The organism is Dyadobacter sp. CY345 (genome assembly GCF_021502725.1).
Classification (GTDB): Bacteria; Bacteroidota; Bacteroidia; order Cytophagales; family Spirosomataceae; genus Dyadobacter.
This window is the reverse complement of the sequence record NZ_JAKFFS010000002.1, coordinates 93,181-110,916: the sequence shown is the minus strand read 5'-3', so window position 1 is coordinate 110,916 and position 17,736 is coordinate 93,181. Positions and strand designations below refer to the sequence as shown.

The 17,736-nt window shown below is 39.8% G+C and carries 14 protein-coding genes; 5 read left to right on the top strand and 9 right to left on the bottom strand.

Annotation, left to right across the window (positions count from 1 at the left end):
- Nucleotides 1–70 precede the first annotated feature (70 nt).
- Both L0657_RS10240 and ahcY read left to right on the top strand, forming a co-directional pair.
- On the top strand, nucleotides 71–661 hold the full coding sequence (locus L0657_RS10240) for a carboxymuconolactone decarboxylase family protein (protein ID WP_235150522.1): 591 nt from the start codon (nucleotides 71–73) through the stop codon (nucleotides 659–661).
- A 372-nt stretch (nucleotides 662–1,033) separates the two neighbouring features.
- Complete coding sequence (gene ahcY, locus L0657_RS10235; protein ID WP_235150521.1) at nucleotides 1,034–2,353, top strand: adenosylhomocysteinase; 1,320 nt, start codon at nucleotides 1,034–1,036, stop codon at nucleotides 2,351–2,353.
- 379 nt (nucleotides 2,354–2,732) lie between these two features.
- Here the strand turns inward: ahcY and L0657_RS10230 are convergent, their stop codons facing one another.
- The 7 genes from L0657_RS10230 to L0657_RS10200 all read right to left on the bottom strand — a co-directional run bounded on the left by L0657_RS10230 (nucleotide 2,733) and on the right by L0657_RS10200 (nucleotide 11,260).
- Nucleotides 2,733–3,566: a mechanosensitive ion channel family protein gene (locus tag L0657_RS10230; protein ID WP_235150520.1), complete on the bottom strand. Its 834-nt coding sequence runs from the start codon at nucleotides 3,564–3,566 to the stop codon at nucleotides 2,733–2,735.
- Nucleotides 3,567–3,799: 233 nt separating this feature from the next.
- Complete coding sequence (locus L0657_RS10225; RefSeq protein ID WP_235150519.1) at nucleotides 3,800–4,450, bottom strand: outer membrane lipoprotein carrier protein LolA; 651 nt, start codon at nucleotides 4,448–4,450, stop codon at nucleotides 3,800–3,802.
- Nucleotides 4,451–4,634: 184 nt separating this feature from the next.
- Nucleotides 4,635–5,534, bottom strand: a complete 900-nt coding sequence (locus tag L0657_RS10220) for an ROK family protein (RefSeq protein WP_235150518.1) — start codon at nucleotides 5,532–5,534, stop codon at nucleotides 4,635–4,637.
- A 6-nt stretch (nucleotides 5,535–5,540) separates the two neighbouring features.
- On the bottom strand, nucleotides 5,541–6,791 hold the full coding sequence (gene fucP, locus L0657_RS10215; RefSeq protein WP_235150517.1) for an L-fucose:H+ symporter permease: 1,251 nt from the start codon (nucleotides 6,789–6,791) through the stop codon (nucleotides 5,541–5,543).
- Between the two features lie 187 nt (nucleotides 6,792–6,978).
- Complete coding sequence (locus L0657_RS10210) at nucleotides 6,979–7,419, bottom strand: hypothetical protein (RefSeq protein ID WP_235150516.1); 441 nt, start codon at nucleotides 7,417–7,419, stop codon at nucleotides 6,979–6,981.
- 164 nt (nucleotides 7,420–7,583) lie between these two features.
- Nucleotides 7,584–10,163 (bottom strand): DNA translocase FtsK, encoded by a 2,580-nt coding sequence (locus L0657_RS10205; protein WP_235150515.1) that lies wholly within the window; start codon nucleotides 10,161–10,163, stop codon nucleotides 7,584–7,586.
- Nucleotides 10,164–10,228: 65 nt separating this feature from the next.
- Nucleotides 10,229–11,260, bottom strand: coding sequence for a quinone-dependent dihydroorotate dehydrogenase (locus tag L0657_RS10200; RefSeq protein ID WP_235150514.1), 1,032 nt, complete (start codon nucleotides 11,258–11,260; stop codon nucleotides 10,229–10,231).
- Between the two features lie 367 nt (nucleotides 11,261–11,627).
- On the opposite strand from L0657_RS10200, the gene L0657_RS10195 reads away from it, so the two are divergent.
- Complete coding sequence (locus tag L0657_RS10195) at nucleotides 11,628–13,244, top strand: restriction endonuclease (RefSeq protein ID WP_235150513.1); 1,617 nt, start codon at nucleotides 11,628–11,630, stop codon at nucleotides 13,242–13,244.
- A 30-nt stretch (nucleotides 13,245–13,274) separates the two neighbouring features.
- Here the strand turns inward: L0657_RS10195 and L0657_RS10190 are convergent, their stop codons facing one another.
- Both L0657_RS10190 and L0657_RS10185 read right to left on the bottom strand, forming a co-directional pair.
- Nucleotides 13,275–13,736: a hypothetical protein gene (locus L0657_RS10190; protein ID WP_235150512.1), complete on the bottom strand. Its 462-nt coding sequence runs from the start codon at nucleotides 13,734–13,736 to the stop codon at nucleotides 13,275–13,277.
- Nucleotides 13,727–13,930 (bottom strand): hypothetical protein, encoded by a 204-nt coding sequence (locus L0657_RS10185; RefSeq protein ID WP_235150511.1) that lies wholly within the window; start codon nucleotides 13,928–13,930, stop codon nucleotides 13,727–13,729. The genes L0657_RS10190 and L0657_RS10185 overlap by 10 nt, the downstream gene beginning before the upstream one ends.
- Nucleotides 13,931–14,224: 294 nt before the next feature.
- Between L0657_RS10185 and L0657_RS10180 the strand changes: the two genes are divergently transcribed.
- Nucleotides 14,225–16,654 (top strand): outer membrane beta-barrel family protein, encoded by a 2,430-nt coding sequence (locus L0657_RS10180; protein WP_235150510.1) that lies wholly within the window; start codon nucleotides 14,225–14,227, stop codon nucleotides 16,652–16,654.
- 352 nt (nucleotides 16,655–17,006) lie between these two features.
- Nucleotides 17,007–17,723, top strand: coding sequence for a hypothetical protein (locus tag L0657_RS10175; protein WP_235150509.1), 717 nt, complete (start codon nucleotides 17,007–17,009; stop codon nucleotides 17,721–17,723).
- Nucleotides 17,724–17,736 lie beyond the last annotated feature (13 nt).

Here is a 17,736-nt window from a genome sequence, read left to right as displayed (position 1 = left end):
TGACAGTAAGCCGACATTAAACTTTTAACTCTAAACTCTAAACTCTTTCACACTTCCAATCCAACCTAAAATGTATCCATTTGCAGCCACAGGGAATACGCAAGATTCTCTGTATAAAGAAATTAATTTGCCCGCAGAATTTGAAAGCGTGCTTATGAATAAGTTGGCGGCGTTAGACCACCGTTACCTTAAAGACTTGAAAATCAACATTGGTAATGTTTTAAAATCTCAGAACATCAACCGCAAAGAGGCTCTTTTGATTGCTCTTTCTGTTGCTATAAATGAGAAAAACGCAGCACTTATTTCGGCTATTGAAGAACTTGCGGTAGCGGAAGGCGCTGACGAAAAAGAGATCGCAGAAGTAACTGCCTGTGTATCTCTGATGAATGCGAATAATGTGTTCTACCGTTTCAGACACTTTATGGACAAAGAGTTTTACAACAATGCTCCTGCCGGAATTAAAATGAGCATTATGGTTAATCCTGTGCTGGGCAAAGAGTTTTTTGAATTGTTAAGCCTTGTAGTTTCCGCGCTGAATGGCTGTGAAATGTGTGTTACTTCTCATGAACAATCCGTAATTAATCATGGCGGAACTCAGGCACGTATCTTCGACGCAGTTCGTATCGGTGCAATCTTCAAGAGTTTCACTGTTTTAATTTAAACTTCTTATCAAGGCGGTTTCACAACCAGATTGATAATTTTTATATATAAGGCGTTGCTCAAAAGGCAGCGCTTTTTTGTTAGCCTGGCAGCAACTATTTTGATAATCAGGCAGAAAAAACATTTCAACGATCAAAAAATCTTAAATGTTGCCAAGAGCGAAAGTCTTTGAACTTTTACAAGCAGACAAAATATCTACACACCCAATTATAGGATACCTTAATCGCTTTAAAATGTAGATATCACTACCGATTTCAGATAGAATATCTAATTTTTAAATCAAAACCCCAATATTCATCTACAAATTTGAATCCTGATGGTTTTTCTACTTAATTTTGTGTTATTAATTAGAAAACAAAAATCCAAATAGAAAATGGCTACGTCAACAGAAACAACGTACATTCCTTACAAGGTTAAAGACATATCGCTGGCCGAATGGGGTCGCAAAGAAATTACATTGGCAGAGGCTGAAATGCCAGGTCTTATGGCAATTCGCACTGAATACGGTCCGTCACAGCCTTTGAAAGGTGCACGTGTTGCGGGTTGTCTTCACATGACGATCCAAACTGCTGTGTTGATCGAAACACTTACAGCTTTGGGTGCAGAAGTTACCTGGTCTTCATGTAACATTTTCTCAACGCAGGATCACGCAGCAGCGGCAATCGCGGCAGCTGGTATCCCTGTATATGCCTGGAAAGGTATGAACGAGGAAGAATTCAACTGGTGTATCGAACAAACGCTTTTCTTCGGTGAAGATCGTCAGCCATTGAACATGATCCTTGATGATGGTGGTGACCTTACTAACATGGTTTTCGACCAATACCCTGAATTAATCGAAGGCATTAAAGGTCTTTCAGAAGAAACGACAACGGGTGTTCTTCGTTTGTACGATCGTCTTAAAAATGGTACGCTTCATTTGCCTGCAATCAATGTAAATGACTCGGTTACTAAATCTAAATTTGATAACAAATACGGTTGCCGTGAATCACTTGTTGATTCAATCCGTCGTGCAACTGACTTGATGCTTGCTGGTAAAGTTGCAGTAGTAGCAGGTTACGGTGATGTAGGAAAAGGTTCTGCAGAATCGCTTCGTGGCGCTGGATGCCGTGTTCTGGTTACTGAAATCGATCCAATCTGTGCGCTTCAGGCTGCAATGGACGGTTTTGAAGTTGTGACTATGGACGAAGCTGTTGAGCGTGCTAACATCATCGTTACAGCAACTGGTAACTTCCGTATCATTACTGAAAGACATTTCCTTAAAATGCGTGATAAGGCAGTAGTTTGTAACATCGGTCACTTCGATAACGAAATCGATATGGCTTGGTTAAACTCTGCTTATGGTTCTACAAAATCTCAGATCAAACCACAGGTTGATATCTATTCAGTAGAAGGAAAAGATATTATCATCCTTGCAGAAGGACGTTTGGTGAACCTGGGTTGTGCAATGGGTCACCCATCTTTCGTGATGTCATGCTCGTTCTCTAACCAGACGCTTGCACAGATCGAACTTTGGACTAACACGGCTGCTTACGAGAAAAAAGTATACGTTCTTCCAAAAGCTTTGGATGAAAAAGTTGCTGCTTTCCACTTGGCACACGTTGGTGCGAAACTTGAAACTCTTTCTGATGAACAAGCTGCTTACATTGGTGTTCCAACAGAAGGTCCTTACAAAGCAGATACTTACAGATATTAATATTTAGGTATTGGCTTTTAGCGGTCTGCTTTTAGCTCAAAATCCCGGCCTGGAAATTATTTCCGGGCCGGGATTTTTGATTTTGCCCGGTGTAAGTTTTTCGAAGATTTGTTATGTCACCCTGCGCGGGCCGCCCTTTTAGGGTTTCTTTAAGGCTGTTCTGGCATTTTCTATAATAATGTCATCCCTTCGGGATTATTCTGCGGGAATTAAGTAGAAACTATTTCCTAAATTTCTTATTATCAAAAGCTATTTATTTAGCTAAAATCCCGAAGGGATGATATTATTATAGTAAGCCGGAATTTCTGAATTTGTATGAACCCCGAAAGGGTGACATAATTCTGGCTGGATGTTCTTATTTCAATCAAAAATCCTACAACTATTCCTTTTTAACATCGCCAGCAACTTCTGCCGGTCGGGCAGGAATCGAAATCCCATGAATATCAAAAGCAGTTTTCAACGCTTTAATCGCTTCACTTTTCGCTGCGCCCGGCCCAATTTTTACCTGGTCAATCCAAAACTGAATCTGAAAATCAATGGTGCTGGTTCCGAATTTGGTATAGCTAAAATCAACTTGCCTGGTTGTGCTTAAAAATCCGAGAGACTGAATCGCCTGCAAACTAATTTTTTCAATTAAAGCAAGGTCCTCAGTAAATGAAATCCCGCAGTCAACCTGAACCCTACGCTCACCTGAATAAGTAAAATTAGTGATCGGTTTTTGGAAAATATCTTTGCTTGGAATCTCAATTTGCTGTCCGGCCAGATTATCTATAACCACTGAACGCAGGTTGATCGACTTCACTCTTCCCGTAAAACCATTGGTTTCAATAATGTCCCCAACTTTGATCGGACGTTGTATCGCTATGAAGGCACCGGAAATAAAATTAGTAGTCAAATCCTGAAATGCGAACCCAAGTGCAAGCGCTATGACACCCGCACCCGCTACCATAGACGTAACCGTTTTTTCCAAACCCAAAATGCCTAAGGCAAAAAATAACCCAGCAGTCAGAATAACGATTCTGGTAAGCGCGGAAATAAGACTAACCAAAGCCTCGTTTTCAGTGGCTTTCGAAAGCCCTTTGGCCATTATCCGACCACCATATCCAGCAAGATATCGAAAAACAACGAGCAACAAAATTGCCATAACAACATTGGGGATATACCCAATACTGAGATCAAACCATTTATCGAGTTTAACGAAAACAGGATCCACTTTTTTTGAAATTTCAATCAACAACATGTACTACACTCAAAGAATTTACTGCGCCGAAAATCAGAAGCTGTCGTTTTCGGATATTTAAAATGTAAACAAACTTACTGCTTAAATGTTGTACTGTCGACATCATTTTGTTTGTCGAAATTTATTTTTCAGTGGGAACAAAAAAAGGAAGCTGATATCAGCCTCCCCAACTATAAATAAATTATCTAACCCTTATCGCTTATCGCTTATCGCAGATCAACAACTTCTACGCCTGGAAATTGTTTCGAATTGAATGTAAAATAGGTATCCGGCACAGTAACATCAGGCTGGAATTGTTCCACTTTATAAGTTACCTTTTGTCCGTTTTTCTGGAAAATTTTCCAGCTATTAATCGATTTGTCCGCTTTGTTAACCTGGATCTGAACTTTATCCACCTGGCTATTTTTCCCTGTTGAAGTTAACTCAACCACTTCGTAGGTCTGAGTACCCTCTTTCTTTTCTTGCAGGTAAGCATATTTAAAACCTTTTTTATATGCTGAATAAATTCTTGTCGGATCCAGATCTCCTCCTGCCGAAGGATCGAAGTCCTGCAAGTTTACTTCGTTTGTTTCTTTGATATACGTAGCCATTAACTTTCCATCATTGTAAATTTCCTGTCCGGCCATTTTCAAACGAAACTTGGTCCCTTTCACTGTCGCGTCACCTTTAAGTGGTTTTCCGCCATCCGGTGTGTATGTAAAGATCGCCTTGAACGATTTTATTTTTTGGTACTTATTACTCATTGCCTCCAAAATCGCAGTTGATTTTTTATCTCCCTGCGCCTGAACTGTTGTCGTAAACACATTTGAAAAAGTGAAAACTGCAAGTACAAAAGAGAAAATTGTTATTTTTTTCATAATCAATTATTTAATTCTAATTAAATTCTTTAAAAATTATGCCAGGTTGAAAGGTGACTACAAATTTAGACAAAACTGCGAGACGTTGGTTTAAACAGCAAAAGAAGTCCTGGCCACATTGTCAAACGCTGTTTTCAGCATCCGGCAATATAACCAGGACTATCTTTATTTTTTATTTCGAATTTTATAACAATGCCGCGCCAAAGACACCGGCACTATCTCCCAATTTTGGCTTCAAAATCGGAGTGGTGATAACACCGTTGTTAAAAATATATTTCTTGATCCGCTCGTAACCTTCGGCATACAACAAATCAATATTACCAACCCCGCCGCCAATCACGATTAATCCAGGATCAAGCACATTGATGAGCGTAGAAACTGCGCGGCCATAAAATTCAAGCATACGCTCGATTGTTGCCGAAGCATGAGCATTTGTTCCTTCACGATATTGTTCCAGAATCGTTTTAAGAGACATCTTCTCACCGCTTTGCTGCATATAAAAACGCTCCAGAGCAGGACCGGAAATAACTTGTTCCACACAACCTTTTTTCCCACAATAACAAGGCTGACCATTTTCTTCAAGAATATTATGTCCCCACTCACCGCCGATACCATGGTGACCGCCAATAATTTTTTTATTGACAACCAATCCTCCACCGACGCCTGTGCCCATAATAACACCGAAAACGACCTCTGCCTGTGGGAAATCTTTTCCGGCACCCATTAATGCTTCTGCCAGTGCAAAACAATTTGCATCATTGGCCAGTTTAACAGGGATACCTAAACGATCTTCGAGATCTTTTTGCATCGGCTTGCCGTTCAGACAAGTCGTATTGGAGTTTTTCATTAGATTGGTATCCGGCTCCGAAACGCCCGGCGTAGCAAACCCAATTTTAACAGGCTTCTCACCAATTTCCTCTGCAACAAGGTCAATCAGTTTTTTTATTTGGGATAAAATGTGGTCATATCCCTTATCTGACTCAGTCGGAAGCCTTTTACGGATAACAACTGCTAAATCATTTTCAGAATCCAATACGGCACATTCGATCTTCGTGCCTCCTAAATCTATTCCCCAGAGTTTCATTAAATACTATTGAACTTTGTAAAACTTATAACCAAACAAAAATATCACGAAATAGCAGATGATTGGCAAGTAGTATGCCGCGGCTACATCATGTTCAGCCACTGCACCCATTGCAAATGGAAACAGCGCTCCACCTACAACACCCATCGAAATGAATGACGAAGCTTGCTGCGTGTGTGCTCCCAGGTTTTTTAATCCTAAACTAAAAATCGTTGGGAACATGATACTAAAAAAGAAGTTTAGCATGAGTAATGCAATAAAAGAAGGCCATCCAAAGCTTTGGCTGATCACCAGACACATCACAATATTGCATGCTGCAAAAATAGCCAGCAATCTAGGAGGTGCAATGTATCGCATCAGAAAAGTACCTACAAAACGGCCGGTAAGCATCAGCACAAAAAAGAGGATCATCCATTTACTGGCAACAGCATCCGTAAATCCCATTTTTTCATGACCATAATTGATGAAAAACGCCCAGGTACCTGCCTGTGCCGCCACATTGAAAAACTGCGCGACAACGGCCCATTTAAAATGTCTGTGTTCAAAAAGTCCTTTTTCAGGATGCGCATCTACATTAACACCATCAGGGTTTGCTACAGCCACGTGTGGATCGATCAATGCCGGTACTTTTACGAACGAAAACAACACAGCGATCGTAGCGATTACCGTTCCGATAGCGATGTACAACATCTTAACCGAAGTAAGATCAGTGCTTCCCTGAACATGATTTCCAAAAAGAAAGTATGAACCCATCCAAGGCCCGATGATCGTGCCGAGTGCGTTGAAAGCCTGTGCAAAATTGATACGCATATCACTGGTCCGCTGGTCGCCCAAAGAGGCTACAAACGGATGTGCTACTGTTTCCAGTGTGGAAATTCCACAACCCAGAACAAACAAGGCAATTCCAAAAAACGGGAAAGACGCAGCCGCAGCGGCTGGAACAAATAAGAACGCACCACCAGCAAAAAGGGATAACCCAAAAAGAACGCCGTTTTTATAACCAAAACGCTTCATGAAGAGTCCGGCAGGAATACCCATCACACCATATGCACCAAAAATTGCAAATTGTACGAAGGCCGACTGCGTTTTGGTAAGGCTGAGCACAGTCTGAAAATGTTTGTTTAAAATGTCACCCATTGTGATGGCAATACCCCAAAACATAAAAAGGGAGGTGACAAAAATGAGGGTAACCAGGTATCTGTCTTCTGTAAATCGGGCCTTGGTAAGTTCCTTACCAGACGAGGAAGTTGTTTGCATTGAGATATTTTGTAAGATTAGTTGTTTAGATGTTTTTATTTTTGGAGATGTAAATTAGAGAAAATTAAGAACTGTTTCCAATCAAAACTTGTAACATCATGTCCGCCCTCCCGAATATGGTATCCAATTTGTCCCATAACAGGTTGATTTAACCGAGGCATTTCCGTCACCGGCAGCCCTTTTGTTTTCAAAAAGCGGTAGACTTTATCCGCTTCGAGAGTGCTGGCAAATTCACCCGCCGGATCAGAGCCTTTATCTCCTTCGGCACTTGCAATGTAGACTGGCGAGGCGCTATCAGATCCATGATAAAGTACTGATCAAAAGGCATTAGTGTATCTTTATCAATATGTTTTCTAAAACTTTTGGCATACCAATGTGGGAATGCGTTAACTAATCTGCGGATATTTTCACCTATTCCACGGTGAAATAATTTTGCTCCTCCAGCACCAGATTCGCTACTGATTACCATAGCAAAACGACTGTCATTTGCCACCGCCCAGAGCGCTGCTTTGCCCAATCTTGAAAATCCAAAAACAGCAACTTTTTTTGAATTAATATCCTTGTCCGTTTCCAGATAATCCATTCCACGGCTCAGTGCCAATCCCCAGGCAGCTGAGCTTGATATCAAATTTGAAATCTTATTATTTGATCAAAAGCACATATTAAATTTCGTTTACTGATTTATGCTATTTCAAAACTGACTAATTATAGTGGAGTTAAAATAAAAAACTGCCGGCTTTGTCGCACTTAAATTATGCTCAAAACCGGCAGTTCAATTGACATCTAAAAAATTTATCCACTTATTCCCATTGAACGCATGTGGTCATCCACCCCATTCAAATCATGGAACATCACATCCCGCGCTTTGCTTCCGGTGAACGGCCCGACAACGCCAATTAATTCCAGCTGATCCATGATTCGACCGGCGCGGTTATATCCTAATTTCATTTTACGCTGAATAAGCGAGGTGCTTCCCTGCTGATGTGTTACGATCAAACGGGCTGCTTCCGGAAGTAATTGATCGAAATCGTCCGTATTGACTTCACTTCTTGACTCTGATCCTTCGTCTCCTTCATATTCCGGTAGTGCGTAAGCTTCGTCATATCCCCGCTGTCCGCCAATAAATTCGCAGACATCTTCAATCTCTCTGGTATCAATAAATGGGCATTGTAACCGTATAACTTCTGAATTAATTGCCAGAAGCATATCCCCTTGTCCCACCAATTGTTCAGCACCACCCATATCAAGAATTGTCCGGGAGTCAATGCTGGATGTTACACGGAACGATAAACGCGCCGGGAAGTTGGCTTTGATCAAACCAGTAATAACTTTCACAGAAGGCCGCTGCGTGGCAACAACCAGGTGAATTCCAACGGCACGTGCAAGCTGGGCCAAACGCGCAATCGGCGTTTCAACTTCTTTTCCTGCTGTCATCATTAAATCCGCAAGCTCATCAATCACCAGCACAATGTAGGGAAGGAAACGGTGGCCTTTTTCAGGGTTCAATCGGCGTTGTGCAAATTTTGCGTTATATTCTTTCAGGTTTCTTACCGCCGCTTCTTTCAAAAGGTCATAACGGGAATCCATTTCAATACACAAGGAATTCAGCGTAAAAATTACCTTTTTAGTATCAGTTATAATCGCTTCGTCTGCATTTGGAAGTTTCGCAAGAAAATGTCTTTCCAGTTTATTGAAAAGCGTTAATTCCACCTTTTTTGGATCAACAAGAACAAATTTCAACTCCGCCGGATGTTTTTTATAAATCAACGAAGCCAGAATTACGTTCAATCCGACCGATTTCCCTTGTCCTGTCGCCCCTGCCATCAATAAGTGAGGCATTTTTGCGAGATCGGCAATATGGATTTCATTGGAAATTGTTTTTCCGAGAACGATCGGCAAATCATACGTAGATTTCTGGAATCTTTCATTCATCAGGACCGAGCGAATAAATACAGTCTCCCTGTTTTTATTCGGAACCTCAATCCCAATCGTACCGCGGCCTGGCATCGGCGCAATGATACGAATACCCAACGCAGCCAAACTCAGCGCGATATCGCCTTCAAGGTTTTTAATTTTTGAGATACGGACACCAGCTTCCGGGATAATCTCATACAGTGTAACCGTCGGACCGATCGTTGCTTTAATTTTGGAAATATTGATTCCATAACTTCCCAAGGTTTCTACGATCTTGGTTTTATTACTTTCAAGTTCTTCCTGCGTAACCTTCTCGTGCTGATTATCAATTACATCACTCAATAAGTTATAAGTCGGAAACTGATAAGAAGGCAAATCCAGCATTGGATCATATTGACCGAATTCCCGCAGCACCGACGCATTTAAATCTTCATCGTCAGGAATTTCGATTACTTCTTTGGCCGGGGGACCGTCCGCGACTTCCAGTTCAAGTTCCACATCAACATGAGAACCGTTTACCTGCGTGGGCACAAACGGAACAATCACCGGCGTGACAGCCAGTTTGCTGACTTCTTCTTTATTAATGACTTCCAAAACATGACCGTTGTTTTGGGTAACAGGTAATTCTTCTTCTTCCGTATTTTCTTCAACTTCCGGGACAACATCGTCGTCGTAGGTATCATTTACAACAGAAACATACTCCGATTCTTTTACTTGTACAGTTTCAACTTCAATCTCAGCCTCCTGCTCATCAACGGTCATCTGCTGATTTCCAGCTACGGATGTTCCCGCCAATGCTTCTTTTTCAGATCTGCTGGCCTGCCATTGATCCAAAAGATTTTTCGCGTCATAGAAATAGACAGCAAAAACAAAAAGTGCAAAAATAATTGGCAAAATACTACCCCATTTCAGCCAGTCGAACAGCCAGACATTAACCATATAACCGATTCCACCGGAGACAAAGCTTAGGGTATTTTCGGTATTGCTCATTAAAACAATGTAACCCATCAACGCACTTACCCACAAGACGTAAAAAACGACTTCCTTGGTAGCTCTGGTTAATGGCAGCAATTCTTTCCCAAAAGCAATTTTCCAACCTGCCAGTATCGGCACAATCGGAACCAGCAAGGCGCCCACACCAAACCATCGATAGACAAAAATATGTGAAAAAGTGGCACCGACTACCCCAAGAAAATTACGCGTTTGTCTGCCGGCATCCCGGATAGATTCCTGCCCGAAAGCATCAACAACGCTTTGATCAGCGAGTCCGGTAACGATATAGGATAAAAAAGAAACTTCCAGAATTACTCCGGTCATCAGGAAAAAAATCCCCCAGGCCAATGTACTTTTCGGACTAGAAAAAATACTGTCCCAATCCAGCGCTAATTGAAAACCTGGTCGTACGCCCTCCTCTCCTTTTGGTCGTTGTGTGTTTCCTCTCGGCTTATTTACAGACATTTATCTCGGCTCTAATTTTTTATGAATGTATGAAGTGCTTTCTACTTTGTCAATCAGGCTGGCTATTATTTTGCCAACATCGCCTTACAAATTTTCTTAACCAGCCCAGGTCCTTCGTAAATAAAGCTGGAATAAATCTGTAAAAGCGCCGCTCCGGCATCGCGTTTTTCCAGTGCATCGGCTGGTGAAGCAATCCCACCGACACCAATTACCGGAAACGCATTACCTGACTTTTCACAAAGGTAACGAATAACCTCAGTAGCACGGTATTTGAGCGGCTTCCCACTTAGGCCACCCGCACCAATCTTATCAAGCGTTTCTTTTGAAGTCTTCAAATTCTCACGACTGATCGTTGTGTTGGTAGCGATAACACCAGCAATTCCGGTTTCTTTAACAATATCGATAATGTCATCAAGCTGACTGAACGTTAGATCCGGCGCGATTTTAAGAAATATTGGTTTGGGGTTGGGTCTTTGTTTATTACGGATTTGAAGTTCCCGAAGCAATTCCGTCAGCGGACCTTTTTCCTGCAAATCACGCAGGCCAGGCGTATTCGGCGAACTTACGTTCACTACGAAATAATCTACAACCTCAAACAATTCATTAAAGCAAATGATGTAGTCACTAAGTGCCTGTTCATTAGGCGTATCTTTATTTTTACCAATATTTCCTCCAACCAAAATAGAAGATTTTCTATAACGCAGTTTTGCAGCAGCTACTGCGGCGCCCTTGTTATTGAATCCCATCCGGTTGATCAGCCCTTCATCCTCTTTTACACGAAACAGGCGCGGCTTATCGTTTCCTGGCTGTGGTCGCGGCGTTACTGTCCCGATTTCAATAAAACCAAAACCCAACGCTTCAAGCTGATCGACCATTTCAGCATTTTTATCAAAACCTGCGGCAAGACCGATGGGATTACGAAAACGCAAACCTGCCACTTCCTGCACAAGATCCGGATGTTCAAAAGTGTACAAGCTCTTCATCAAAGCCGGAACGCCAGGAATTTTAAATGCGAATTTCAGCAGATCACAAACGAAGTAATGAATTTGCTCGGCATCGAACCTGAAAAAGATGGGGAGAAGAATATATTTATACATTCTGCAAAAATAGAATGTTTGAGGGGAAGGGAAGGAAGGTGTGGGTTTTTTATTTTTTGCAGCTTAATAATTTAGAATCGTTTTTTGAAATTAATCTCTTTATAAAGATTTTGATAGGATTGGGCTCTCACCATTTTGTCCGATTTTTAGCGATCTACTATAAAAAGTTAAATCAAGAGTCGTAGAAACATTATTTCGGTAATAATCAATGCTTTTAGCATAAAACTACCATTATTCAAAATGAATTTGTTAATTACGAATTCATTTGTGCCAGATATTTAATGGACCAAAGGTAAAATCTGCAATCTCCTCTGAAACACAGCTTTTACAATTAATTTAAGGATAAAAGCGATAAAAATTATTGATTATGGCTCAAAGTTTCACAAAAGTATTGGTATCAGCAGCAAGAGCCGGAGCCCGGGCATCAAGAAGGTACGAAGCTACTCAGCGTAGGGAAGAGTCTGCGCGACTTAGATATGAAAAAGCATCACATAGCCAATTCTTAAAGATTGAGAAAGAGAATCTTAAAATCGCTAAACAAGAATATCTGGAATCTAGACTTACAGAAGTCGAAGAATTAACAAATGAAGACAGAGAGAAATTCACCTATCTTAATTCAGAAACTATAAATGAAGCACTTAAAATTAATAACGCTTTAAATTTCGAAACGTTAAAGCCCCAATACTTGCCTCCTTCTGAAAACCTGCCATCTGAACTACTTGTATTTCCATCAGAGCCATCTGAATTATCCTTCTTAGAAAATCACCGTAAAATGCCTTTTTGGGGATACTTTTTTGTACCAGTCAAGCAGCGTTGGCTAGATAACGTAGAGAAATCAAAATCAGATTATCAAATGGCAGTACTCCAATGGAAAATGGATATAAAGGAAAAAGAAGGTATTATTGAACGCTATAAATTAAATTTGAAAGAGGAAAGAAGAAAATATGAATTAGAATTTATTAATAAATGCCGGGAAGTCGAAGATTTTAAACATATATATTTTTTAGGTGATGAAGAAGCAATATCTGCGTATACAGGTATTATTCTTGAAAAATCAAACTATCTTGTTGATTGGGACCGAGATTTTAAGATTGCATATAACAAAGATTCAAATGAGCTTCTAGTTGATTTTAAGCTTCCTACGATAGAAATCATTCCCTCGATTTTAGAATACAGATATATCAAAACAAAAGACATAATTGAGGAGAAGTATCGAAAAAAGATTGATATTGATAGATGTTACAAAAATCTAATAACAAGTATCGCAATTAGAACCATACATGAAATACTTGAATCTGACTTATCGAATGCAATCGCTGTTGTAATTTTTAACGGTTATGTCGAAACCATAAATAAAACAAATGGAAACGCCATTTCACCAACATTACTAAGTATCTCGGTAACAAAAAGAGAGTTTGAGCAAATAAATCTTTCACGAATTGAGCCCATAAATTGTGTAAAGGGATTGTCAGCAAAGATATCATCTTCACCAAGTGAGTTTATCCCTATAAAACCTATTAAAGAATTTTCAATGGTAGATAAAAGGTATGTTCCAGAAGAAGACATCCTATCATCACTTGATCACCAACCAAATCTTATGGAGTTAAATCCATATGAATTTGAGAACCTAGTAACAAACTTGTTTTCAAGAATGGGACTTGATACTAAGCAAACAAGATCATCAAAAGATGGTGGAATTGATGCGGTTGCCTTTGATTTAAGACCAATCTTGGGTGGAAAAATCGTCATTCAAGCCAAAAGATATAAAAACATAGTGGGGGTATCTGCAGTTAGAGACTTATACGGCACTATGCTTAATGAAGGAGCAACAAAAGGCTTATTAGTTACTACAAGCTGGTATGGTCCGGATGCGTACGAATTTTCAAAAAATAAACCGATTGAGTTAATTGATGGTAGCGGCCTTCTATATCTATTGCATGAAGCCGGGATTGAAGCAAAAATAATTATGCCCTTGGAACTTTGACATAGGCATTTTCACTTCCATTCATTTAATTTATTCACTCAAAAAATCATCAATCATAATAACATCTCTCATGTCTTGTGGCCTGCGAGCAAGTACTTTTAGTTCTCGCAAATCATTTAAATGTAAAAAGTGAATTACGCTTCCTTGCGCGTTAGTCGTCATTCTGGATCGTTCAAAAAGTACGTCAAAATCAAATTTATTGTGAACATATGTCAAAATATCTAATTCCTGATTTAAACCGAAAACCTGAACCTGGGTAAAATCAAGCCGTCTCAATTGTTCTAAATCATCATCGTCATAATTCATACAAGAAACCACCTGAATCAAAACCTCTCCATTTTTTTTTGTTGGTTTGATCCAAATGTCTACATCCTCTGTGGCTCGATTCAAACCATTTAAAAACATGGCAAAACCACCTATGATCATGTACTCCAACTTATACTTCTGAGCACATCTAGTGAATTCGAGAAACTCATTGTTTTCTAAATCCATGTTACTTTTTTTATTTCAATGGTTTTTTTAGCATTAGGATCTTTTTTTATCCCCATAAATTCATTAAACTTTCTCCTGTTCTCGAAGAACTTAATATAACGTTCCTCAGGCGATTCCTTCCTTCCTTCGCCCAAGGATTCGAGGTAGGGATCGTTTTTGTCTTTATATATAATTATCCGTTTTTTCTTTTCCATATTCCGGTAAAGTATTGATTACGTAAATATAACAAAAAGCATCCCAAACAGCGAAATGGCTTTTTTTACAGAATAATCCACATACAAATAATCCGGGAGCACTCTCTCCATACCTGTACGCTAAGCAATACTACATCTTAAATTTTTAACATTTGGTGCAATTAAATTTTATCGCGACCCGTTGATTATATTTAAGAGCTAAAACGCTTTATTGAGTATATATCAATTGAATATATACTAATTTGATTCCCAATCCTGAAAAATTCCTATCCCTAACAACTATAAAAGTTAATAATGATTAAAAATTTATTTAATCCTCAAAGGCTCCATGTCCTCGCCATTTCAGGGTTTCTAATTACTACCAACCTGCAAGGTTTCGCTTCCGAAAAACATCCTGAACATTTCCTGATCGACGGGGGAAAGCTGGTAGGAAAAATTGTTGAATCGCCAAAAAATACGCCTGTAAGTTTTGCTACGGTTGCCGTGTTATCTGCCAAAGATTCGACAGTGACGGACGGCGTGATTACTGATGAAAATGGAGTTTTCACAGTTCCGGAAGTTAAACCGGGAAATTACATATTGAGAGTAACGAATATGGGATATGAAACACTTTTCGTACCTGATATCCGTGTTGCAGCCGAATCCAACATTGTTGATTTGGGTACGTTAACGGTTATTGTTTCTGCTCAAAAATTGAATGAAGTTATAGTTAAAGGAGAGAAAAGTATGATCGTGGAAGACATTGATAAAAAGATGATCAATGTTGGAAAAGATATGCTGGCTACAAGTAACAACGTAAGTGATTTGCTCGAAAAGGTGCCGGCAGTTTCGCTGGATGAAAATGGAAATCCACAGATTCGTGGAAAAGGTAATGTGATTGTTTTAATTGATGGAAAACCTTCGACATTGTATGGAAGTGATCTGCCAACTGTCTTGCAGTCGTTTCCGGCAGATTTGATCGAACGAATTGATGTTTCAACCACACCTTCGGCCAAATATGAAGGTGAAGGTGCCTCCGGTGTTATTGATATTATCACGAAGAAGAATAAAATCCAGGGAATAAATGGCAGCAGCCGTTTAAGTCTTGGCCTTAAAGAAAATAACAATGCAAATGGAAATATAAGTTTCAGGACCGGAAAACTTGGTTTAAATGCCTCAGTAAACGGACAGGCACGAAATACTTTTTGGAAACGTGAATTGAACCGGGATAACTTTCTTGGCGATCAGCCATCAAGACTTGAACAAAGCGGAACCGGGAATAATAACAATAAAAATCTTTTTGGCCGGATTGGAGCCAACTATGATATTGATGATAAAAACTCTGTTGAAGTGGGTATTAATTACTCCCGGGACCAAAACCGGAATAAGAGTAACCTGCTGAATAACTCGGAGCTTTTAACAGGGCCGATTCTGGATCGGTTTGACAGAATAAACAGCAGCAGAGGAAACGGAAATAATCTTAGTACCAGTTTTGACTATCGTCATAAGTTTAACAAAACGGATCAGCTTCTAACTTTCACAGCCAATTACTCACAAGGAGAATCCGAAGCGCAGTCAGATTATGATCAGCAAAATGTGATTGACAGTTTGAGCCGTTTTCAGCAGAATTTCAGAAACAACAACAGCAGATCCATTTTCCTGAATTCTGATTACACCTGGCCGATCACACCAAAAGCTACTTTGGAGGTGGGATTCCGGACGCGGATCAACACCAATGACAACACGAATAATTTCTATTTGTTGAATACAGAAACCGGAACTTTCGAATTTGATAATAACATCAGTAACATCTTTAATTATAAGAATTCGATCTACACGGGGTACATGACTTTCTCTAAGAAAACGGATCTGTGGGGAATGAGGGCCGGTCTGCGTCTTACGGATTCTGATCAGCAAATTGATCAGGTCAATGCAAACAGACAGTTTTCGGTACAATTTTTAACTTTGGTTCCGTCACTTTCATTATCCAGAAAACTGGACGAAAATTCATTGTTAAAATTCAATTATAGCCGTCGTGTGCAGCGCCCGCAAGCGGATTGGCTTAATCCTTTCACCGACGTATCGGATCCGAGAAATCTTCAAACAGGAAATCCTGAGCTCCGCCCGGAATTTACGCACAAAGCTGAAATGGCATACTCAAATTATGAAGATGCCGGTGGCTGGGGACCATCTTTGTTTATGGATTATTCAAATAACGCAATCACCAGAATCAGAACGGTAGATGCAGAAGGAATCTCACTAACGCAATACGATAACGTAGGAAAAGAAATGGCATATGGATTTGAAACCGATTTTTCAAGGAAGATCGGAGATATCCTGAAGATCAATGGAAGCGGCCGGTTTTTCAGAAGTGAAGTAGTATCAACTATGGCGAATATTGACAACCGCACGTGGAGTTATTCAGGAAATCTGAACGCGTTTGTAACATTACCTATGGATTTTCGTGCTTCCGCATATATCAACTACGAAGGTCCAAGAGCAATTGCGCAAGGAACACGTCAGGGTGTATTTGTAGCTAATATGGGAATTAGAAAAGATTTGCTGGAAAAAAAGGCAACACTTTCATTTAATATTCAGGACATATTTTTGTCAAGAGCCTATAAAAGCCAGCTTGCAACGGATACTTACATGCAGAATTCACTGTGGCAACAAACGAACCGGCTTGTTAACTTGACCTTCCAATATCGCTTCGGAAAAATTTCTATGGCTGGCAACGAATCTTGATTTGTGTCTGATTCAATAGATAATTTATTATTGCCCGGGGGAAGGACGAAATCATCGTTCTTCCTTTTATTTTTAATCAATTTCAAATTGAAACTTAAAAATTCAAAACCAGTATAATTTCATGCAATTTCATAACTATACGTACAAGTTAAACTTTTATCTATAATTTTCACCGTACATACACGTTTCCAAGACAGCCTCTGGAACAGTTTTTGCCACATGCTACTATAAATATGGTATTTTTACTTTCACCAGAAATACGCTTAACGTATAACTGCATATCTGTAAAATTTGGTTACTTATTTTAAGTTAAACCGTACCATTATTTTAACTTATAACACAACCCGTTCACATGAAAAAATCCATAAGTATTTCGTTGGTCCTTCTGATGTTCGCAACGCTTACATTTGCCCAGACAAGAATACCGGCTGATTCAATTTTCGCTAAATATTACAAAGCAACAGGCGGGAAATCGCTTTGGGATGGTGTCAAAACTTATAACTTAAAGCGTAATTATACTTCTGCCACGGCAACTCCCTATACAGCAAGTATTTCTGCTTCCATGGCTGACCAATCGATTTACAAATCGAAGACTATTATGAACAGAAGTTTTGTTTATGCGGTAAAAGGTGCTGAGGGATGGATAAAAGTACCGATGGGTAACAAAGTGGAAGTAAGAGATTTGAGTCAGGCTGATAAAGACAATATGACTTTTGAACTGTACGAAAATCTTGCTCCGTTCATCAATTACCAGAGCCGTGGTTTAATTGCCTCAACTGTCGGCACCGAGACAATCAACGGCGTGGCAACCAATAATGTTGAACTCCAAGGAAAAGGCATCAAGTATAATTTATATTTCGATGCAAACTCGGGACTTTTGGTACGTCAGAGAGAAACGCTTGCCGGGGTTGAAACCGTGACGGATCTTTCTAATTACACGAAATCTGCTTTTGGCATTTTGTACCCTGCAAAGCTTGTAGAAACGAACAGTACTGATAAAAAGCCAATCTCGATAACTTCCTCAGTGACTATCAACGACGCAGTTAGTCCGGAGTTATTTAAGCGTTAGATTTTCATCACGA